The organism is Staphylococcus sp. GDB20D11A, from assembly GCF_016893255.1.
Lineage (GTDB): Bacteria > Bacillota > Bacilli > Staphylococcales > Staphylococcaceae > Staphylococcus > Staphylococcus aureus.
The window spans coordinates 9,164-24,210 of the sequence record NZ_JAFEPJ010000022.1; the positions used below are offsets into that span (position 1 = coordinate 9,164).

Genomic DNA, 15,047 nt, shown 5'->3' on the forward strand with positions numbered 1-15,047 from the left:
CAAACCAAAAATGATAATTACAGAGCAAGCACCGTCAACGAAGGCCGCAATGTCTAAACTAATCAAAGATTTTAAACTTAACCCGAACTGTCATTGTACTTCTAAATATTTAAATAATCTCATTGAACAAGATCATCGTCATATCAAAGTAAGGAAAATAAGTTATCAAAGTATCAATACGGCAAAGAATACGATCAAAGGCATTGAATGTATTTATGGACTATATAAAAAGAACCGCAGATCTCTTCAGATTTACGGGTTTTCGCCATGCCGTGAAATTAGCATCATGCTAGCAAGTTAATACGAAGTATTATTTTAAACATGAGTCTAGAGGTTTATTTTTTAACTTTGCAACAGAACCTATTATGGTTTCAATATTGAACGACACCTAAAGATATAGATATCCCGAATACGATAGGTAAGAGTATGTATTAAAATAAGGCTATGTATACCCACGTATACATAGCCTTTTCTAATTGCAACTTATAATTCTTTAATAAGGGCAAATAGATTATAAATAAAAAAAATTGTGAATGCAAGAAGTTGAGAAACTCCTCGCCTTCTTGTATTTTATATTACAATACAGGTTAAACCATTAACAAACCAATAACACTAGTAATTATCATTATAGCTTGGGCTGAAAGTAATACTTTTCTTTATGATTACTTTATCTTTATTTGGAAATTCTATCATAGTATTCTTAGCGTGTGAGTTATATATTCTTTTCAAATCCATATATTTAAATAAGGTAATACCGACTATAAAAATACCTATTAGGATGATTGTTATTCTTGAAACTGTAGTAGTAGGGATAAAAAGTTGAGATATAACGATACAAAACTGTATTGACGCAATTAAAATAATGAAAGTGTAGATGGTTTTAAAGAATTTATTACGTTTAATTAATTCACGTTTCAAATTTTCTGTATATATAAAATTGCTATTGTTTAACTGTAGGTTGTAGAATGTTGAACTTATTGAAGAAGAAAAGATTGTATTTAGTAACGATACAGGTTTATATAATTGTTGTTCTAATAATTTATCTAAACCGTTATTTAATCCAGCCTTTGATAAACAGGCTGATAAAGTCAAAGTTTCTTCTTTAGATAAAGATATACTTTCATTGCTTTTTATATACAGTTTGTAATAAGTGATGATTTCATTATAGTCTTTTTTGTATAAAGCATGTCGTAATCTATTTGGTATATTGTCTTTCTTTAAAACGAGATAGTATCTAAGTTTTCGGAGAAAATCAATTGCTGTTTTGAGTGAACCTAAAACCATAATAGTCGCTACATTTGCAGTTACTATAACGAAAATGGCTATTAAAGGATCATCTTTATAATCTTTAAGTTGAAGCTCAGAAGTCCCTAAAATATGATATCCTTCTTTAAAAAGCCATGAAGTGATTAATATTATTGTGAGGGTTAACGCTGCTTGAGTAACCACATCTTTTATAGTTGTGTATTTTAGATTAGAGAACATAAAATATGCTTTATTGAAATAGCGTAAAAATAAAAATATTAAGTAAAATAGCGAAATTGATAAAAATATTTGGTTGAAAATAGCAATATTATTCATGTTCTTCCTCCTTTCTATAGTCTTCAAAGACATATAACTTTATAAAGTTGTATTCGTAGTTATGACCAGCACTACTAACATATAATCCAGTTTGAGTTTCTCCTAATTCATCAAGGTTAGATTTAATTAACGTTACTCTATCCCCTTTATAAATAAGATGTTTTAAATCAATTTCTAAATCGTTATATGCAAAATCTATGTGATAGTTGTTTATGCTTTTAATAGGTGAGTGCTCATCTATATAGTCTTTAATGATTTTTAAATTATACGCAAATGTGTTGCGTTTAATTTGTATGGGTACAAGTTCATCAATTTTGATAGTGGATATTAATTCCGAGCTTTTTTTATCTTTTGTCATTGTAAACTTTTTCTCGAATAATATTTCCTTAATACTCAATTCTGATGAATTGTCATTAAGTCTATCTATTATGTTCTTCAAGCTTGAAATAAAGATCTGGATATCTTTAGGAAGTTTGATATTTAAAATATCCTCTTTTAAATTTTTAGCCTGCTCTAAATAACTTTCTTTGTCTAAGTAGTATTTATATAACTTGCTAACAGTTTCATACGAAGATTTAGAAATGTTTTTATTGCCATTTCGTAGCTTCGATATGGTGGCACTGCTTATTCCTGTTCCGTTAGATATTTTGTGTGATTCAATATCGCTTTGTAATAGTAAAATTACTTTTTTTAACATTTCATCATTATTCATTTAAAGCACCTCCATTTATTTTGAATTATATCACAATTAATTCTCTAAGGAAACGATAATATTATATTTATGTTTCTCTAAAGAAATTTGACGTACGTTAAAAAGTACGTTAATCTAGAATTATAATTTGAAAAGGAGAGGATATATATGAATATCACAAACCCAACAGATGCTAGAAAAGACTTTTACCAATTGTTAAAAAACGTAAACAGCAATCATGAACCAATTTATATTAGTGGTAAAAATACTGAAAATAATGCTGTTATTATTGGCTTAAAAGATTGGAAGAGTATTCAAGAAACTATGTACTTAGAATCAACAGGAACAATGGATAAAGTGAGAGAACGAGAGCGAGATACTAGCGGAAAAACGAATATAGAAGACATTGATTGGGATAGCCTTTAATGAATCAATATACTGTAAAAATAAAGAATTCAGCAAAATCTGATTTAAAAAAATTAAAACGCTCTCACTTAAAAGAACAGTTTATTGAAATTATGGAAACATTAAAAAGTAATCCGTATGAAGCTTCACAATCATTTGAGAAGCTAGAACCTAAAAATTTAAAGAGATATTCAAGAAGAATTAATCATCAACATAGAGTTGTTTATACTGTAGATGATCAGAATAAAGAAGTTTTAATATTAGCTGCATGGTCACACTCTGAATAACTTACAAGTCGAGTAGTAGATAAGCCAATAGTTTAATAAGGGTATTGATATACCTTTTTATAAAAAGTATGTTAACAAAAAATATCTTTTGACTGTCTAAAAAACGAATGTTATTGAGACAAGCGCTGAATTGATATATTAAAAAATGGATCCTTGAATTTTCGAGGGTCTTCCTTTCGTGCATAAGTATATAAACTTGTGTTATAATCAATGTGTGCTATTTATCAAATATTATAGATATTGAGACAGAATTTAGGACTCTTATTTGCATCGAGAACGCAGTCTAGTAAATAAGCACCTATAAAATGATGAAATGAGGTTATATTAGAATGGCTAAAATTGGTTACGCACGTGTATCAACGAAAGATCAAAGTCTTGATGGCCAAATTGACGCACTTAAAGAATATGGATGCGAACGTATCTTTAGTGAAAAAATAAGTGGTCGGAAAGTTAAACGTACAGAACTTGATAAGTGTTTAGATTATTTAAGGGATGGGGACACACTAATTATCTATAAACTTGATAGATTAGGTAGAACTACCAAACAACTTATAGAGCTATCGCAATGGTTTGATGATAATGGTATTGATCTACAAATTATAGATATGAATATTTCTACAAAAGATGCTATGGGTAAGATGTTCTTTACCATGATGAGCGCCTTTGCAGAGCTTGAAGCTAATTTGTTGAGTGAGCGTACAAAAAAAGGCTTAGCAGCAGCAAGAGCAAGAGGGCGAAAAGGCGGGCGCCCTTCTCTACCAGATCATAAAAAGAGAGAAATTAAATTTTTATATGATGAACAAAAACTAACAGGAGAAGAAATAGCAGATAAGACGGGAGTAAGTCGCGCAACCGTTTATCGTGTTGTTAATGAAATGAAAAAACTTGAATGATGAATTATCGTTTAAACAAGCTCGTGTTATAATATTGATTGAGCAAGCTGGATAGATGGTGGCTAATCTCTTAATAAAGGGGTGATGCCTATGGTTATAGTTGTTACTCCTAGAAAGGACTAGCATGTCTGATTTTGAAATGCTGATGGTTGTATTAACAATCATCGGTTTAGTACTAATCAGTAATAATAATCAAAAAAATAACCATTCCCAACTTTTAGCAGAGTAGAGAGAATGGTTTTAAAAACTTTATCAAAATGCTACCGTCTTTTTAACGGGCTCACTAGGGTAACATGTATCCGCATGTTGCCCTTTTTGTGTTACAAGAGTTAAGGATTTGCACTTCTTGTTACTACTTACTACAGATATATTTTAACATGTTTTTCTTATATATTACAGCTTTAAATGTACGCAGAAATAACAAAAAACTTTAACTCAATTCTTTAGAATTTATTTTGAGGAGTGGTTAAAGTGAATTATGAAGAAATCAGAACAGTTTTAACTAGTAATGATACTTATGAGGTAGTAAAGGCGATAATAAGTTTTGAATTAGGCATTACAGATGTTGGTTCTGTTGCAAAGTTAAATTTATAGTTTAATTTTAACAAAAAGGAGTCTTCTGTATGAACTATTTCAGATATAAGCAATTCGATAAAGATGTCATAACTGTAGCCGTTGGCTACCACTTAAGATACACATTAAGTTATCGTGATATATCTGAAATATTAAGGGAACGTGGTGTTGATGTTCATCATTCAACCATTTATCGATGGGTTCAAGAATATGCGCCTATTTTGTATCAAATTTGGAAGAAAAAGAATAACAAAGCGTATTATAAGTGGCATATTGATGAGACATATATCAAAATCAAAGGAAGATGGTGTTATTTGTATCGTGCCATTGATGCAGATGGTCATACATTAGATATTTGGTTGCACAAAAAACGAGATCATCAATCAGCATATGCATTTATTAAAAGACTTGTTAAACAGTTTGGTAAACCTCAAACAATTATTACAGATCAGGCACCTTCAACGAAGGTGGCAATGTTTAAGTTGATGAAAGATTTTAAACTTAACCCTGACTGTCATTGTACATCTAAATACCTTAATAATCTCATCGAACAAGATCATCGCCATATTAAGGTACGAAAGACAAGGTATCAAAGTCTCAATACGGCAAAAAATACACTCAAAGGCATTGAATGTATTTACGGATTATATAAAAAAACCGTAGGTCTCTTCAGATCTATGGATTTTCGCCATGCCATGAAATCAGTCATATGTTAGCTAGTTAAACGAACACTGAAATGATAAAAAAGGAAATTAGATGTTTTTCCAACTTTGCAACAGAACCCCAAAAAGAATATGATCCACAACTAGAAAAAGAAAGAGAAGCTTTTTTAAAACAACTTGAAATGAATTGGGAAGAATAAAAATGTATTAAACGATAAAGAATAATTGAAGAACGTTTAATAAAATGATACTATTTAGGTAACAAGAATTTTGTTTATAAACGCACCAAACCCCGAACTATTCGCCGTAGTTCGGGGTTTTTTGGTGAATTGGCTTTAATCGTCTATATTATTTTTTATCACGTTTATGGAGCCAATAACCAAATAACGTGACAAGACAACCACTGATTGCCGTTGTCATGATGTGAACAAGAATTTCATTCATAAATCGCACCTCCTCTCTACGTCAAATTGACGTCTGAGAGATAGACCACTTTCACATTATAACAAATCTCTCCTTCCATGAAATAACATGAAAGTCAGAAAGTATTTTTATATACTAAAGACAAATAACTATTCGAAGTAAGAAACTTTCTGCGTGGCAAGCATATTATCAAAGTTAAACATGGCATTTTAGGTTGGAGAAAAGAAATCGTAAGTGAATAAAAATACAAAATTTCACGAAATGAAAATGAATGAAAACGCGTCATTTAGGGTAATGTATAAAAGATGCATACCCGATAAGATTGAATAAACGCCCGAAACACTGTNNACAGTGTTTCGGGCGTTTATTTAAGTTGACATAATGTTGAATTATGGGTAGTAAAACTGTATATAGTATAATTATCAGAATATTTTTTATTGTAAAAATATTCTGATTGTGATATGGTTTTTTATATTTTATAAAGGAGGGGTATTTATGGAAAATTTCACTAATGGAACAAATAGTATTGAAGACAACATCAATAGTTTTGCTGAATCTCATTTCAATCCAGATGAAGCCATGAAAGTTGTAGTACAAAACATGCAAATTCATGACGAAGAGTAATAATTATTTTTATGTGGGGGGAAATTGCATATTTTATGATTTCCCCTTAATTAATAACAAAGGGGGAGGACTACTAATGCAAGTTGCTAGTTCTAATGTGAGTAATTTACAATACTTAAATGCTACTAATATTATTTCAAATATGGAAAGTTTGATTACTTTTTATAAAAACAAAACTCAAAATCCAAAGTTAACTGGAGATCTTAAAGAAGATTTTTTTGTTGCTCTCAATAGCTTGCAATATGCTCAAATTCCGAACGAAAAAGGAAAAATCAAGATTCAATTCCAAAATGAAGAGTTATGTAACAGGTTAATTCAAATGGGTGCAATACCAGAAGAAGCAACAAAAGAGAATAATCATATTTACACACAAACAAAACAAGAGGAAATAACTGATAATATCAATAAAGCCTTAGAATTATTACGCATTTTACACCCTGAGTTAAACCGTCTTATAAAAGAATTAATAGGTACTATACTATGTTTTGATGTAAAGGGTTTTGGAGGAGGTTTTGGAGGAGGTTCTGCATCAGGCGTTATAGGTCTGATTTGGTTCAGTCCCCCTTCTAATTGGTCTATTGTTGATTATGCAGAAGCTTTATATCACGAATTCATTCATAACAGTATCTTTTTAGAAGATATGATTAATGGTGTATTACCAAAACAAGAAGTGTGTGAAACAGAAGAAGCTTTGACTACGTCTGCTATTTTAAAAAGAAAACGTCCATTAGATAGAGCATATCATTCTGCCGGAGTATCAATAGGTCTAATACACTTTTATCATATGATGAATGACAATAAAAAGGCAGATTCTTTTTTAGACTCACTTAAAGTCACTTTATCTGAATTAGAAACTAAAAAGTATCTTTTGAGAAATAGAGGTGTCCAAAATTTAGATGGTATGCTAAATTTTGTGGAAGTTCTCGATTACAATAGTATTTCAAAAGCATTGAACACAGCTAAAATGTAAAATACTTTCAAAATGCTTCCTTACATATCTTATAGGAGGCATTTTTATGATACCTAATAGTATGGAGGAAATATATATGGACAATATTAATACACTCGAAAAAAGCAATATATACTTTTTAAACAGTGAAAGTATACTTTCAAATATAAAAAACATATGTAATCTTTATAACAAAGAAAATGTATCTACTACTCAAAGTTCAAAAGCTTCTTTTTTTGATACTCTAAATCGATTACAAGGTTTTAACATTCCTTATAAGGAAGACGAAATTATTATAAAATTTAATGATGACGATATCATCAACCACTTAGTTAATAAAAAAGTCATTGAAAGAGGAGATTTAAAAGATAACAAACATCTGTTTAAGGATGAGGAACAAAAAAATATTAGGGATAACATTAATAAAGCTTTACAATTATTAAATGTTTTACACCCTGATCTTACGTATTTAATCAAACAATTAACAGGAACAATAATATTTTTTAAAAAAAGTAGTACTGGTGGGGGAACCACTTCTTGCGCTCTTGGATTAATCTGGCTTAATCCACATAAAGATTGGACAATTATAGACTATGCAGATGCTTTGTATCATGAATTTACTCATACAAGTATTTTCATTGACGATATGGTTAATCGTATGTTTTTGGATGCCAAAGCATGTAAGGACCCTAAAGCGTATGTTACATCCGCTATATTAAAATTTAAAAGACCATTAGATAGTGCATATCATGCTGCTGGAGTAGCTGTGGCTTTAATGCACTTTTATCATATGCTTAGTAATAAGCAAAAAGCACTTTCTTTTCTTGATCCACTTAAAATTACAATCAACGAATTAATGGGCAAAAAGGAATATTTAGGTGAAAGAGGCATCGATACTTTAAATGGAATGTCAGATTTTATAAATAATCTAGATTATGAAAATATTCATTTGTCTTTAAAGCTTAACAATTAAAAATTTAAGATTTCTAACGAAATAAAAGAAGGGGAGTCAAATAGATGTAATATTACAATTTCGCAGGATCAATACTATAATTTAATACATCTAAAAGGGAGTAATATTTATGTATAAAACATCTTTTCGTTTTCTATGGATTGGGCAATCATTTGCAAATAGTGGTGATGTTTTTTATATGGTCGGCTTAATAGCCATTATATATACGCTCACTGGTTCTGTAACTTATATGGCTTTAGTACCTTTTTTTATTACAACATCACGTTTTTTTAGTGGTGTGTTGGCTCCTTTAGTTATTGAACGTATTCCATTAAAACAATTATTATCTTATTCTCAATTAGGAAAAACGTTAGTTATTTTGTTACTTGGTTGCTACATAGAATTCACCCCTTCTTCTAGTACTGTTTTTTTAATCTTTTTGTTCGTTACTATTATTTCTTTCTTAGATGGATGGGCGAATCCAGCACGAAACTCATTAATACCATTATTTATAGAAAAAGATTTACTCGTAAAAGCAAATAGTTTTTTAGCCATTATTGACCAAACTATTCGATTAGGAGGGTGGGTTGCTGGTGGTATTTTAGTTGCATTTATTGGAAGTAAAAATATTATCTGGCTCACACTTATCTTATACACAATTTCTTCTATTATGATGTTCTCAATCAAAAATGTAGATAACAAACCTGTAAATGATAAAATACAAAATCGTACATCAATGGGAGATAAATTGAAAGAAGGGTGGCTTACTATCTGGCATACCCCCAGTTTACGTACAATAAGCATTGTTGAATTTTTAGAGTCCATCGCGAACGTTGTATGGGTAGCCGCAATTATGTATGTTTATGTTAGTGAAATCCTCCAAACAAACGAGCAATGGTGGGGATACATAAATGCTAGTTTCTTCGTCGGTTTAATGATAGGTGGTTCAATCAGTTTAAAATGGTCACATTTAATAAATAATTTCGCAAGTGTAGTTATTGTTGTAGGTGCTTTTGGGGCTAGTATAACCACATTTATGTTTAGTTTAATATCAACACCATGGATTTCTCTAATAATAGCTTTCCTTTTTGGTATGTTAAACCAAGTAAAAGATGTTGCTCAACAAACATCTGTGCAAAAGAGTGTAAATCAGAACTTCTTACCTAAAGTGTATTCAGCAAAAGATACTATCATAACGGCTACTTTTGGAATATCTTCACTAATTTTAGGTAGTTTAACAGACTTAGTAGGAGTAAGATTTGTCTTCTTGTTGTCTGCATCAATATTGTTTATTATGGCACTATATGTTTATTTCAGTAGAAAAAAATTAATTTTATAATATTAATACAATTTCATGATAATTTTTTAGTGGCTAGCATTTAGCCACTCTTTTTTGCGTAAGCAAAAAACATAAAGGGCTTGGGATATAATCCCAACAAGCAGGCGATACTACCACGTTAGTGGCTAGCAAAGCCAATGCTTGCCAAACCACTATAATGACTTGATTAAATTTGTTTTATCCTATAAAGCAAATTTATATTAAGGAGTTATCTTTCGAAGAAAGCGTGGTGGGATGTATGAGCAAACAAAACACATTTGTGGCTAGCGATACGGTTAATGGGCAAAACCATAAACCCAACCGTAAAGCGCCGAAACAAATCAGTTTTCGTGTGAGCGAAGCCGAATATTTAAAGTTGAAATAATCGGCTGAAACTTTAAATATGAGTGTGCCTGCTTTCGTTAAGAAAAAGGCACAAGGTACTCGATTAGTTGTACCTAAATTAGATAAAGCAACGCGACAATCAGTAGCGAAAGATTTGGAGAAATTAGGTTCAAATGCCAATCAGATTGCGAAATATTGTAACCAACATCAATATGACGCACCGAATTATGAGGCATTAGAACATAATATTAATGAATTACGTGAACGGTTGGATGATATATGGCAAAGGTTAAAATGAGAACAATATCTTTTTTACTTTTAACTCTATTTGTAATTATTTATGGCATTCTCTTTCTAACAACGGATTATATTAATGATAAATATGCTCTTTTATTTGTATTAGTTTTCGCATTATGGGGGCTTTTAACTGATGTTTTAACTAAGCCTAATAAACGAGATGATAATAATCATGGCAACAACTAAACTAAGCGCAACCAAATCAACCTCTCGTGCCATTAATTACGCTGAAAAACGCGAAGTTGAGAAAAGTGGATTAAACTGTGATGTAGATTATGCTAAATCAAGTTTCAAAGCGTCTCGTGAGCTTTACGGTAAAACAGATGGCAACCAAGGTCATGTCATTATACAAGCCTTTAAATCAGATGAAGTTACACCCGAACAATGTAATCAGTTAGGTTTAGTACTCGCTGAAAAATTCGCACCATATCATCAAGTCGCTGTCTACACACACAATGATACGGATCATGTGCATAATCATATTGTGATTAATAGTATTAATCTTGAAACAGGTAAAAAATTCAACAACAATAAACAAGCATTACGTGACTTAAGAAATTTCAATGACTAAGTTTGTCGCAATCATGGTTTAAGCGTACCAGAGAAAGATACAGCACGCTTACGTTATACCCAAACTGAAAAAGCCATTGCGGATCCAAACATCAAATCAACAGCACAGTATTCATGGAAAGATGAAATTCGAGAAGCCATCGACCAATTACAAGCAACGAATATGAACGAATTAAAAACGCATTTAAGTCAATATGGCATTGAAATTGAACGTGTCACACCAAAAAGCATTACGTATCGACACCTAGCTGAAGATAAAAAAGTACGTGGGCGTCGATTAGGCGAAGATTACAATAAAGGGGGCATAGAAGATTGCTTTGAAAGACAAATACAACGACGACAACAAGAACGAGACTCAGAACACGACGAGCAACCGAAACGACGAACTTCGAATCGTGATGAATCAACTGAAAGAGATACAGGCATCACTCAATCAGATTGGGATCGATTCGCCAAGGATACAAATGAATTGGAGCGTAGCCGAAAAGCTGCAGAATCAGCAAGACTTGCTCATAAAAAGGCTCAAAGAGATAGAGAAGCGAGAATTCAAGCGGAACGAGCGACACGAACAATTATTAACAACGATAGAGGCCACGACTACGAACTTTGATCAAGCAACAAAAACCAATGAAAAACGGTTTGTCAGTGCAATGAAACACTATATTCAACGCATTGATAGTGATAATTTAAAACAAGATTTCAAAACAGCCATGCAAGAAGAATTAAAGGATATTAAATCAGAAACAGAAAATATGGTTAAACAACTTCAAGTGAGTCAGGTAGAATTACAAACATCCAATAATGAATTCGCGAAAACCATTGAAGCACGCTTAAACAAAAATGAAAACGCAATAAAGCAGTATGATCAAGCAGTGAATAAGTTAACGAAAGGATTAACTTCTATGTTTTTCATCGTTGCTTTAGTTATGGTCGCGTTTTTAGTGTTGAGTCCGTTAGGTGACTTATTAGGTATTCATTATTTTTATGAATGGATTAATCATGTACTCAAAACAAGTCATTCAGTATGGCGTTATTTTATCGTTATCCTTTACTTAATCCCTTATATCTTATTATGGTTGCTTATACGTGGCATTTTAAGGGCATATAAGCGCGTTAGTTCATTTTGAATAGTAAAAATTGTCATATTAACGTATAGAAACCCTACATGAAGCTGAAAATGGATTTTAAAAGCATTTAAATAAAAATAACTATTTAAATACATCTTTATGAGAAGCGTATTAAAGATTAGATATCGCTATTATGCCGAGAAAATTTATTGATCGTTGAGAAGTCCCCTTAACTAAACTGTTTCAACGAATGTCGGGGATATCGTGAGCTATTAACCCGACGAGTCAACAGTTTTTGGGTTTGTTAAGGGGGACAGAGGCTCAATGTTAATAAAGCAATTGGAATAATGCATGAATGAGTTATGACTTACTTGGTTTTATAAATAAAAAAGCAACCACAAAAGTGGTTGCTTTCCTTTTTGTCTTTTAAATTTGTGAGGGGGAAAATGCCCCGAACTTTTTAATATCTTTTTATAAATCTTTTTAAAACCCTTTTTAGAGGGTTCTCGAGATGTTAAAGGAGTGGTTTTTAAATGTGTACTCCTTTTATTGTTTGACATTGCTAATAAAGTGTTTTACTGTGAATAAATCGCTATAATCGAATGTGCTTTTTCTTCTTCAACTGTCGTTTTATCTTCGTCACTTGTGTTAATCAAATTGCCATCTTCGGCATCGTCTAAATTTAAAATTTTATGTTTTTGTTTGAATAATCCACCATAACTTAACATACGTTTTCGATACAAACCCTTTTCTAAATCACTGATAATTTCTTGATTTTTTTATCGTTATCAGTTAAAAAGTCAGATGATTTAACTGAATATTTAGAGGTCTCTTTGATTGCCGATTCAACATCTTTATCGAATTGTTTATATCTGAAATAGTTCATACAGAAAACTCCTTTTTGTTAAAATTATACTATCAATTCAACTTTGCAACAGAACCGACGATTCACTATGACTCATCTAAAGTTAGTATAAAAAGATCTACAATTACAGAACAAAATTTCCAGAAAACAAGAGTATTATTTAAATAATAAAATGAAATATGGTATTTTTTACAATAATATTTATAAATTACAATTGTAATATATAACGTGGTTAATTTAAAAGTAAATTAATTCAGTAAAGGAGTTTTATAAGTGAAACCATTAAACCAATATATTCATGATGTTGAAGTTCCCGGCACTCGTCAGTTTGCAAATAAAGTTAATAAATATAATAATAGCATTGATTTAACTTTAGGACAGTCGGGTTTTGAACCTGCTGAATATATTAAAGACGCAATGATAAAAGCAATACAAGAAAACAAATTACGTTACACACATAACAAAGGCTTACTTGAGTTAAGAAAAGCAATATCAGAGTATATATTTAATAGGTATCAAACACTCTATAATCCCGAAAGAGAAATTTTGGTAACAAATGGTGGATCTGAAGGTATCGACAGTGTGTTGAGAACAATATTAAATGCAGGGGATGAAGTAATCTTGCCTTCACCTACTTATTTGGGCTATGAACCTATTATAAAATTATTAGGTTGTCATGTTAAGCTCATAGATACTACAGATACAAATTTTAAAGTGACAGAAAAAAAAATTAGACAAGCTATTACAGAACGTACAAAAGCGATTATATTTAATTATCCATCAAATCCCACTGGAGTAACATTAAAATATGAGGATATGGCATCCATTGTCGATGTACTAAAAGACACGGGTATATATATTATTTCTGATGAAATATATAGTGAAAATGTTTATGAACATAAGCACCGATCATTTATGGAATTCCAATCAATTCGAAGTCAGCTATTTGTAATAAATGGTTTGTCTAAATCTCATGCGATAACAGGGGCAAGGGTAGGCTATATATTATCCACTTCTCATTTGATTGAGGAAGTAACAACGGTGCACTTATACAACTCTATATGTGTTGCTACTCCAAGTCAATACGGTGCAATCAGTGCATTGAAAAATGGGGATGAAGATATCAAAAAGATGAATCAATCTTATTTAAAAAGACGTGATTATATATATGATCGAATTAAAAAGATGAATCTCTCCGTGACAAAACCTGAAGGTACTTTTTATATTTTCCCTAATATCAGTCAATATAATAAAGATTCTTTTAAATTTTGTACACAATTGCTAGAGTCAGAGCAATTAGCTGTAGTTCCTGGAAAATCTTTTTCAGAATTTGGTGAAGGTCATATTAGGATGTCTTTTGCTTGTACAATGGAAGAGATAGAGAATGCATGTGATAGATTAGAGCGCTTCTTAGAAAACTATGGCAACAAATGAGGTAATACTACAACAATAAATATTTAAATACTGTACTTAATAAAAGTTCTGAAACTATTATAATAACGTAAATAATAAAATAATGATTTCTCGGACTACTGAAAAATTTCAAATATATTTTTCTAGCTAAAAAATATACATTGTATCCATAAACATAAAGGTTCTGTTGCAAAGTTGAATTGATAGTATAATTTTAACAAAAAGGAGCATTTCGTATGAACTATTTTAGATCGCCAATTGTAAAATTAAGCTAGACAAATAAATAAGCCTTTTGTGCTAAACTCAATATGTATTTCCTACCAAAGAAAACATAAGGAGTTAGTACAGAATAGCCTATACACATCTTAACACGGATGAACTTACGTTCATAGAATCATATTATTACCAGAATCTTTCAGTTAAAGAGATTTCGAGTAGATTGAAACGTTCTAGACAGACAATTTATAACGTAATCAATGCATTTAAGTCAGGTATGTCTGCCCTTGAATATTATCAAGAATACAAACAAAGAAAGTCTAATTGTGGGCGACATAGAATAGTACTTCCGAAAGAACAGTCAGATTATATCCAAGAGAAAGTAGCTGATGGATGGACACCTGATACTATTATTGGCAGAGGTGAACGCACGATCAATTGTTCTGTTAAAACACTTTACAGAATGTTTAAAGAGAACATTTTTGCTGTACATGATTTACCTATGAAAGGTAAAAGAAAGCCAAATGGTCATTCTGAAAAAAGAGGCAGACAGACTTTTAAAAGACATATTTCTGAAAGAATAGAAGAATTTCCTTTATTCAATAAGGAGTTTGGGCATCTTGAAAGAGATACTATTGTTGGTCGTCGTCATGGTAGTGCAATCATTACTTTGGTAGAAAGAGTCTCCAAGATGATTATCACCTTGCGACCCTTAGGTCGTAAGGCAACCGATATAGAAAATGCTCTGCACTCAATGTTTTCAGCTTTACCTTCTCATATATTTAAATCAATTACTTTTGATTGTGGTAAGGAGTTTTCAAACTGGAAAACAATATGCAACTGTCATGATATATCTATATTTTTTGCTGATCCAGGCACGCCATCACAGAGAGGTTTAAATGAACATTCTAACGGA

Annotated in this window: 17 protein-coding genes and 5 pseudogenes; 17 read left to right on the forward strand and 5 right to left on the reverse strand. The window is 31.2% G+C overall.

Going from position 1 to position 15,047, the window contains the following annotated elements; genetic code table 11:
- The coding region (locus JV528_RS14725) for a DDE-type integrase/transposase/recombinase (RefSeq protein WP_239469963.1) at positions 1 to 301 on the forward strand (301 nt) is incomplete at its 5' end.
- Between the two features lie 311 nt (positions 302 to 612).
- Here JV528_RS14725 and JV528_RS12525 read toward each other — a convergent pair.
- Complete coding sequence (locus JV528_RS12525) at positions 613 to 1,581, reverse strand: hypothetical protein (RefSeq protein ID WP_204177646.1); 969 nt, start codon at positions 1,579 to 1,581, stop codon at positions 613 to 615.
- Positions 1,574 to 2,293, reverse strand: coding sequence for a hypothetical protein (locus tag JV528_RS12530; protein WP_031838144.1), 720 nt, complete (start codon positions 2,291 to 2,293; stop codon positions 1,574 to 1,576). The genes JV528_RS12525 and JV528_RS12530 overlap by 8 nt, the downstream gene beginning before the upstream one ends.
- 147 nt (positions 2,294 to 2,440) lie before the next feature.
- On the opposite strand from JV528_RS12530, the gene JV528_RS12535 reads away from it, so the two are divergent.
- The 4 genes from JV528_RS12535 (at position 2,441) to JV528_RS14730 (ending at position 4,086) form a co-directional block, all read left to right on the forward strand.
- Entirely contained in the window at positions 2,441 to 2,698 is a 258-nt protein-coding gene (locus JV528_RS12535) for a type II toxin-antitoxin system Phd/YefM family antitoxin (protein WP_031838145.1), read from the forward strand.
- A complete protein-coding gene (locus tag JV528_RS12540; protein WP_031838146.1) occupies positions 2,698 to 2,964 on the forward strand; it encodes a Txe/YoeB family addiction module toxin in 267 nt (88 codons plus the stop codon). The genes JV528_RS12535 and JV528_RS12540 overlap by 1 nt, the downstream gene beginning before the upstream one ends.
- Positions 2,965 to 3,293: 329 nt before the next feature.
- Positions 3,294 to 3,857, forward strand: coding sequence for a recombinase family protein (locus JV528_RS12545; RefSeq protein WP_204177645.1), 564 nt, complete (start codon positions 3,294 to 3,296; stop codon positions 3,855 to 3,857).
- A gap of 100 nt (positions 3,858 to 3,957) precedes the next feature.
- The gene (locus JV528_RS14730; protein ID WP_226046893.1) at positions 3,958 to 4,086 is read left to right on the forward strand and encodes a hypothetical protein; all 129 of its coding nucleotides are present in this window, start codon (positions 3,958 to 3,960) and stop codon (positions 4,084 to 4,086) included.
- Positions 4,087 to 4,109: 23 nt separating this feature from the next.
- Here the strand turns inward: JV528_RS14730 and JV528_RS14735 are convergent.
- A pseudogene (locus JV528_RS14735) lies at positions 4,110 to 4,178 on the reverse strand (hypothetical protein); the annotation flags it as partial.
- A 150-nt stretch (positions 4,179 to 4,328) separates the two neighbouring features.
- On the opposite strand from JV528_RS14735, the gene JV528_RS14815 reads away from it, so the two are divergent.
- The 3 genes and pseudogenes from JV528_RS14815 to JV528_RS12555 form a co-directional block, all read left to right on the forward strand.
- Positions 4,329 to 4,451 carry a hypothetical protein gene (locus JV528_RS14815; RefSeq protein WP_259381073.1) on the forward strand — a complete coding sequence of 41 codons (123 nt, stop codon included), beginning with the start codon at positions 4,329 to 4,331 and terminating at the stop codon, positions 4,449 to 4,451.
- A gap of 29 nt (positions 4,452 to 4,480) precedes the next feature.
- A protein-coding gene (locus tag JV528_RS12550; RefSeq protein ID WP_234741237.1) for an IS6 family transposase occupies positions 4,481 to 5,154 on the forward strand; the annotation gives its coding sequence in 2 pieces (ribosomal slippage) (positions 4,481 to 5,081 and positions 5,081 to 5,154; 675 coding nt in all).
- Positions 5,155 to 5,214: 60 nt separating this feature from the next.
- Positions 5,215 to 5,292, forward strand: a pseudogene (locus tag JV528_RS12555) (replication initiation protein); the annotation flags it as partial.
- 148 nt (positions 5,293 to 5,440) lie between these two features.
- Here JV528_RS12555 and JV528_RS12560 read toward each other — a convergent pair.
- On the reverse strand, positions 5,441 to 5,536 hold the full coding sequence (locus JV528_RS12560; RefSeq protein WP_001002795.1) for a type I toxin-antitoxin system Fst family toxin: 96 nt from the start codon (positions 5,534 to 5,536) through the stop codon (positions 5,441 to 5,443).
- Positions 5,537 to 6,010: 474 nt separating this feature from the next.
- On the opposite strand from JV528_RS12560, the gene JV528_RS14820 reads away from it, so the two are divergent.
- The 7 genes and pseudogenes from JV528_RS14820 to JV528_RS12590 all read left to right on the forward strand — a co-directional run bounded on the left by JV528_RS14820 (position 6,011) and on the right by JV528_RS12590 (position 11,697).
- A complete protein-coding gene (locus tag JV528_RS14820) occupies positions 6,011 to 6,139 on the forward strand; it encodes a hypothetical protein (protein ID WP_259381074.1) in 129 nt (42 codons plus the stop codon).
- A 76-nt stretch (positions 6,140 to 6,215) separates the two neighbouring features.
- Complete coding sequence (locus JV528_RS14740; RefSeq protein ID WP_239469961.1) at positions 6,216 to 7,109, forward strand: aKG-HExxH-type peptide beta-hydroxylase; 894 nt, start codon at positions 6,216 to 6,218, stop codon at positions 7,107 to 7,109.
- A 46-nt stretch (positions 7,110 to 7,155) separates the two neighbouring features.
- Positions 7,156 to 8,061, forward strand: a complete 906-nt coding sequence (locus tag JV528_RS14745; RefSeq protein ID WP_234720395.1) for an aKG-HExxH-type peptide beta-hydroxylase — start codon at positions 7,156 to 7,158, stop codon at positions 8,059 to 8,061.
- A gap of 109 nt (positions 8,062 to 8,170) precedes the next feature.
- Positions 8,171 to 9,379: an MFS transporter gene (locus JV528_RS12575; protein ID WP_172693201.1), complete on the forward strand. Its 1,209-nt coding sequence runs from the start codon at positions 8,171 to 8,173 to the stop codon at positions 9,377 to 9,379.
- A 238-nt stretch (positions 9,380 to 9,617) separates the two neighbouring features.
- Positions 9,618 to 10,001, forward strand: a pseudogene (locus JV528_RS12580) (plasmid mobilization protein).
- A 171-nt stretch (positions 10,002 to 10,172) separates the two neighbouring features.
- Positions 10,173 to 11,180: pseudogene (locus tag JV528_RS12585) on the forward strand (relaxase/mobilization nuclease domain-containing protein).
- 40 nt (positions 11,181 to 11,220) lie between these two features.
- Positions 11,221 to 11,697, forward strand: coding sequence for a mobilization protein (locus JV528_RS12590; RefSeq protein ID WP_172693200.1), 477 nt, complete (start codon positions 11,221 to 11,223; stop codon positions 11,695 to 11,697).
- 515 nt (positions 11,698 to 12,212) lie between these two features.
- On the opposite strand, the pseudogene JV528_RS12595 reads toward JV528_RS12590, so the two are convergent.
- Positions 12,213 to 12,496 (reverse strand): annotated as a pseudogene (locus tag JV528_RS12595) (protein rep); the annotation flags it as partial.
- A gap of 279 nt (positions 12,497 to 12,775) precedes the next feature.
- Between JV528_RS12595 and JV528_RS12600 the strand changes: the two are divergent.
- Both JV528_RS12600 and JV528_RS12605 read left to right on the forward strand, forming a co-directional pair.
- Positions 12,776 to 13,936 carry an aminotransferase class I/II-fold pyridoxal phosphate-dependent enzyme gene (locus tag JV528_RS12600; protein WP_015379485.1) on the forward strand — a complete coding sequence of 387 codons (1,161 nt, stop codon included), beginning with the start codon at positions 12,776 to 12,778 and terminating at the stop codon, positions 13,934 to 13,936.
- A 328-nt stretch (positions 13,937 to 14,264) separates the two neighbouring features.
- A partial coding sequence (locus JV528_RS12605) for an IS30 family transposase (protein ID WP_204254839.1) occupies positions 14,265 to 15,047 on the forward strand: 783 nt, incomplete at its 3' end.

What these genes read in the sequence shown, in the direction of transcription:
- JV528_RS12525 (WP_204177646.1), bottom strand. Translation starts at nt 1,581, where the DNA reads ATGAATAATATTGCTATTTTCAACCAAATATTTTTATCAATTTCGCTA.
- JV528_RS14820 (WP_259381074.1), top strand. Translation starts at nt 6,011, where the DNA reads ATGGAAAATTTCACTAATGGAACAAATAGTATTGAAGACAACATCAAT.
- JV528_RS14745 (WP_234720395.1), top strand. Translation starts at nt 7,156, where the DNA reads ATGATACCTAATAGTATGGAGGAAATATATATGGACAATATTAATACA.
- JV528_RS14740 (WP_239469961.1), top strand. Translation starts at nt 6,216, where the DNA reads ATGCAAGTTGCTAGTTCTAATGTGAGTAATTTACAATACTTAAATGCT.
- JV528_RS12535 (WP_031838145.1), top strand. Translation starts at nt 2,441, where the DNA reads ATGAATATCACAAACCCAACAGATGCTAGAAAAGACTTTTACCAATTG.
- JV528_RS12575 (WP_172693201.1), top strand. Translation starts at nt 8,171, where the DNA reads ATGTATAAAACATCTTTTCGTTTTCTATGGATTGGGCAATCATTTGCA.
- JV528_RS12560 (WP_001002795.1), bottom strand. Translation starts at nt 5,536, where the DNA reads ATGAATGAAATTCTTGTTCACATCATGACAACGGCAATCAGTGGTTGT.
- JV528_RS12530 (WP_031838144.1), bottom strand. Translation starts at nt 2,293, where the DNA reads ATGAATAATGATGAAATGTTAAAAAAAGTAATTTTACTATTACAAAGC.
- JV528_RS12545 (WP_204177645.1), top strand. Translation starts at nt 3,294, where the DNA reads ATGGCTAAAATTGGTTACGCACGTGTATCAACGAAAGATCAAAGTCTT.
- JV528_RS12590 (WP_172693200.1), top strand. Translation starts at nt 11,221, where the DNA reads ATGAAACACTATATTCAACGCATTGATAGTGATAATTTAAAACAAGAT.
- JV528_RS12540 (WP_031838146.1), top strand. Translation starts at nt 2,698, where the DNA reads ATGAATCAATATACTGTAAAAATAAAGAATTCAGCAAAATCTGATTTA.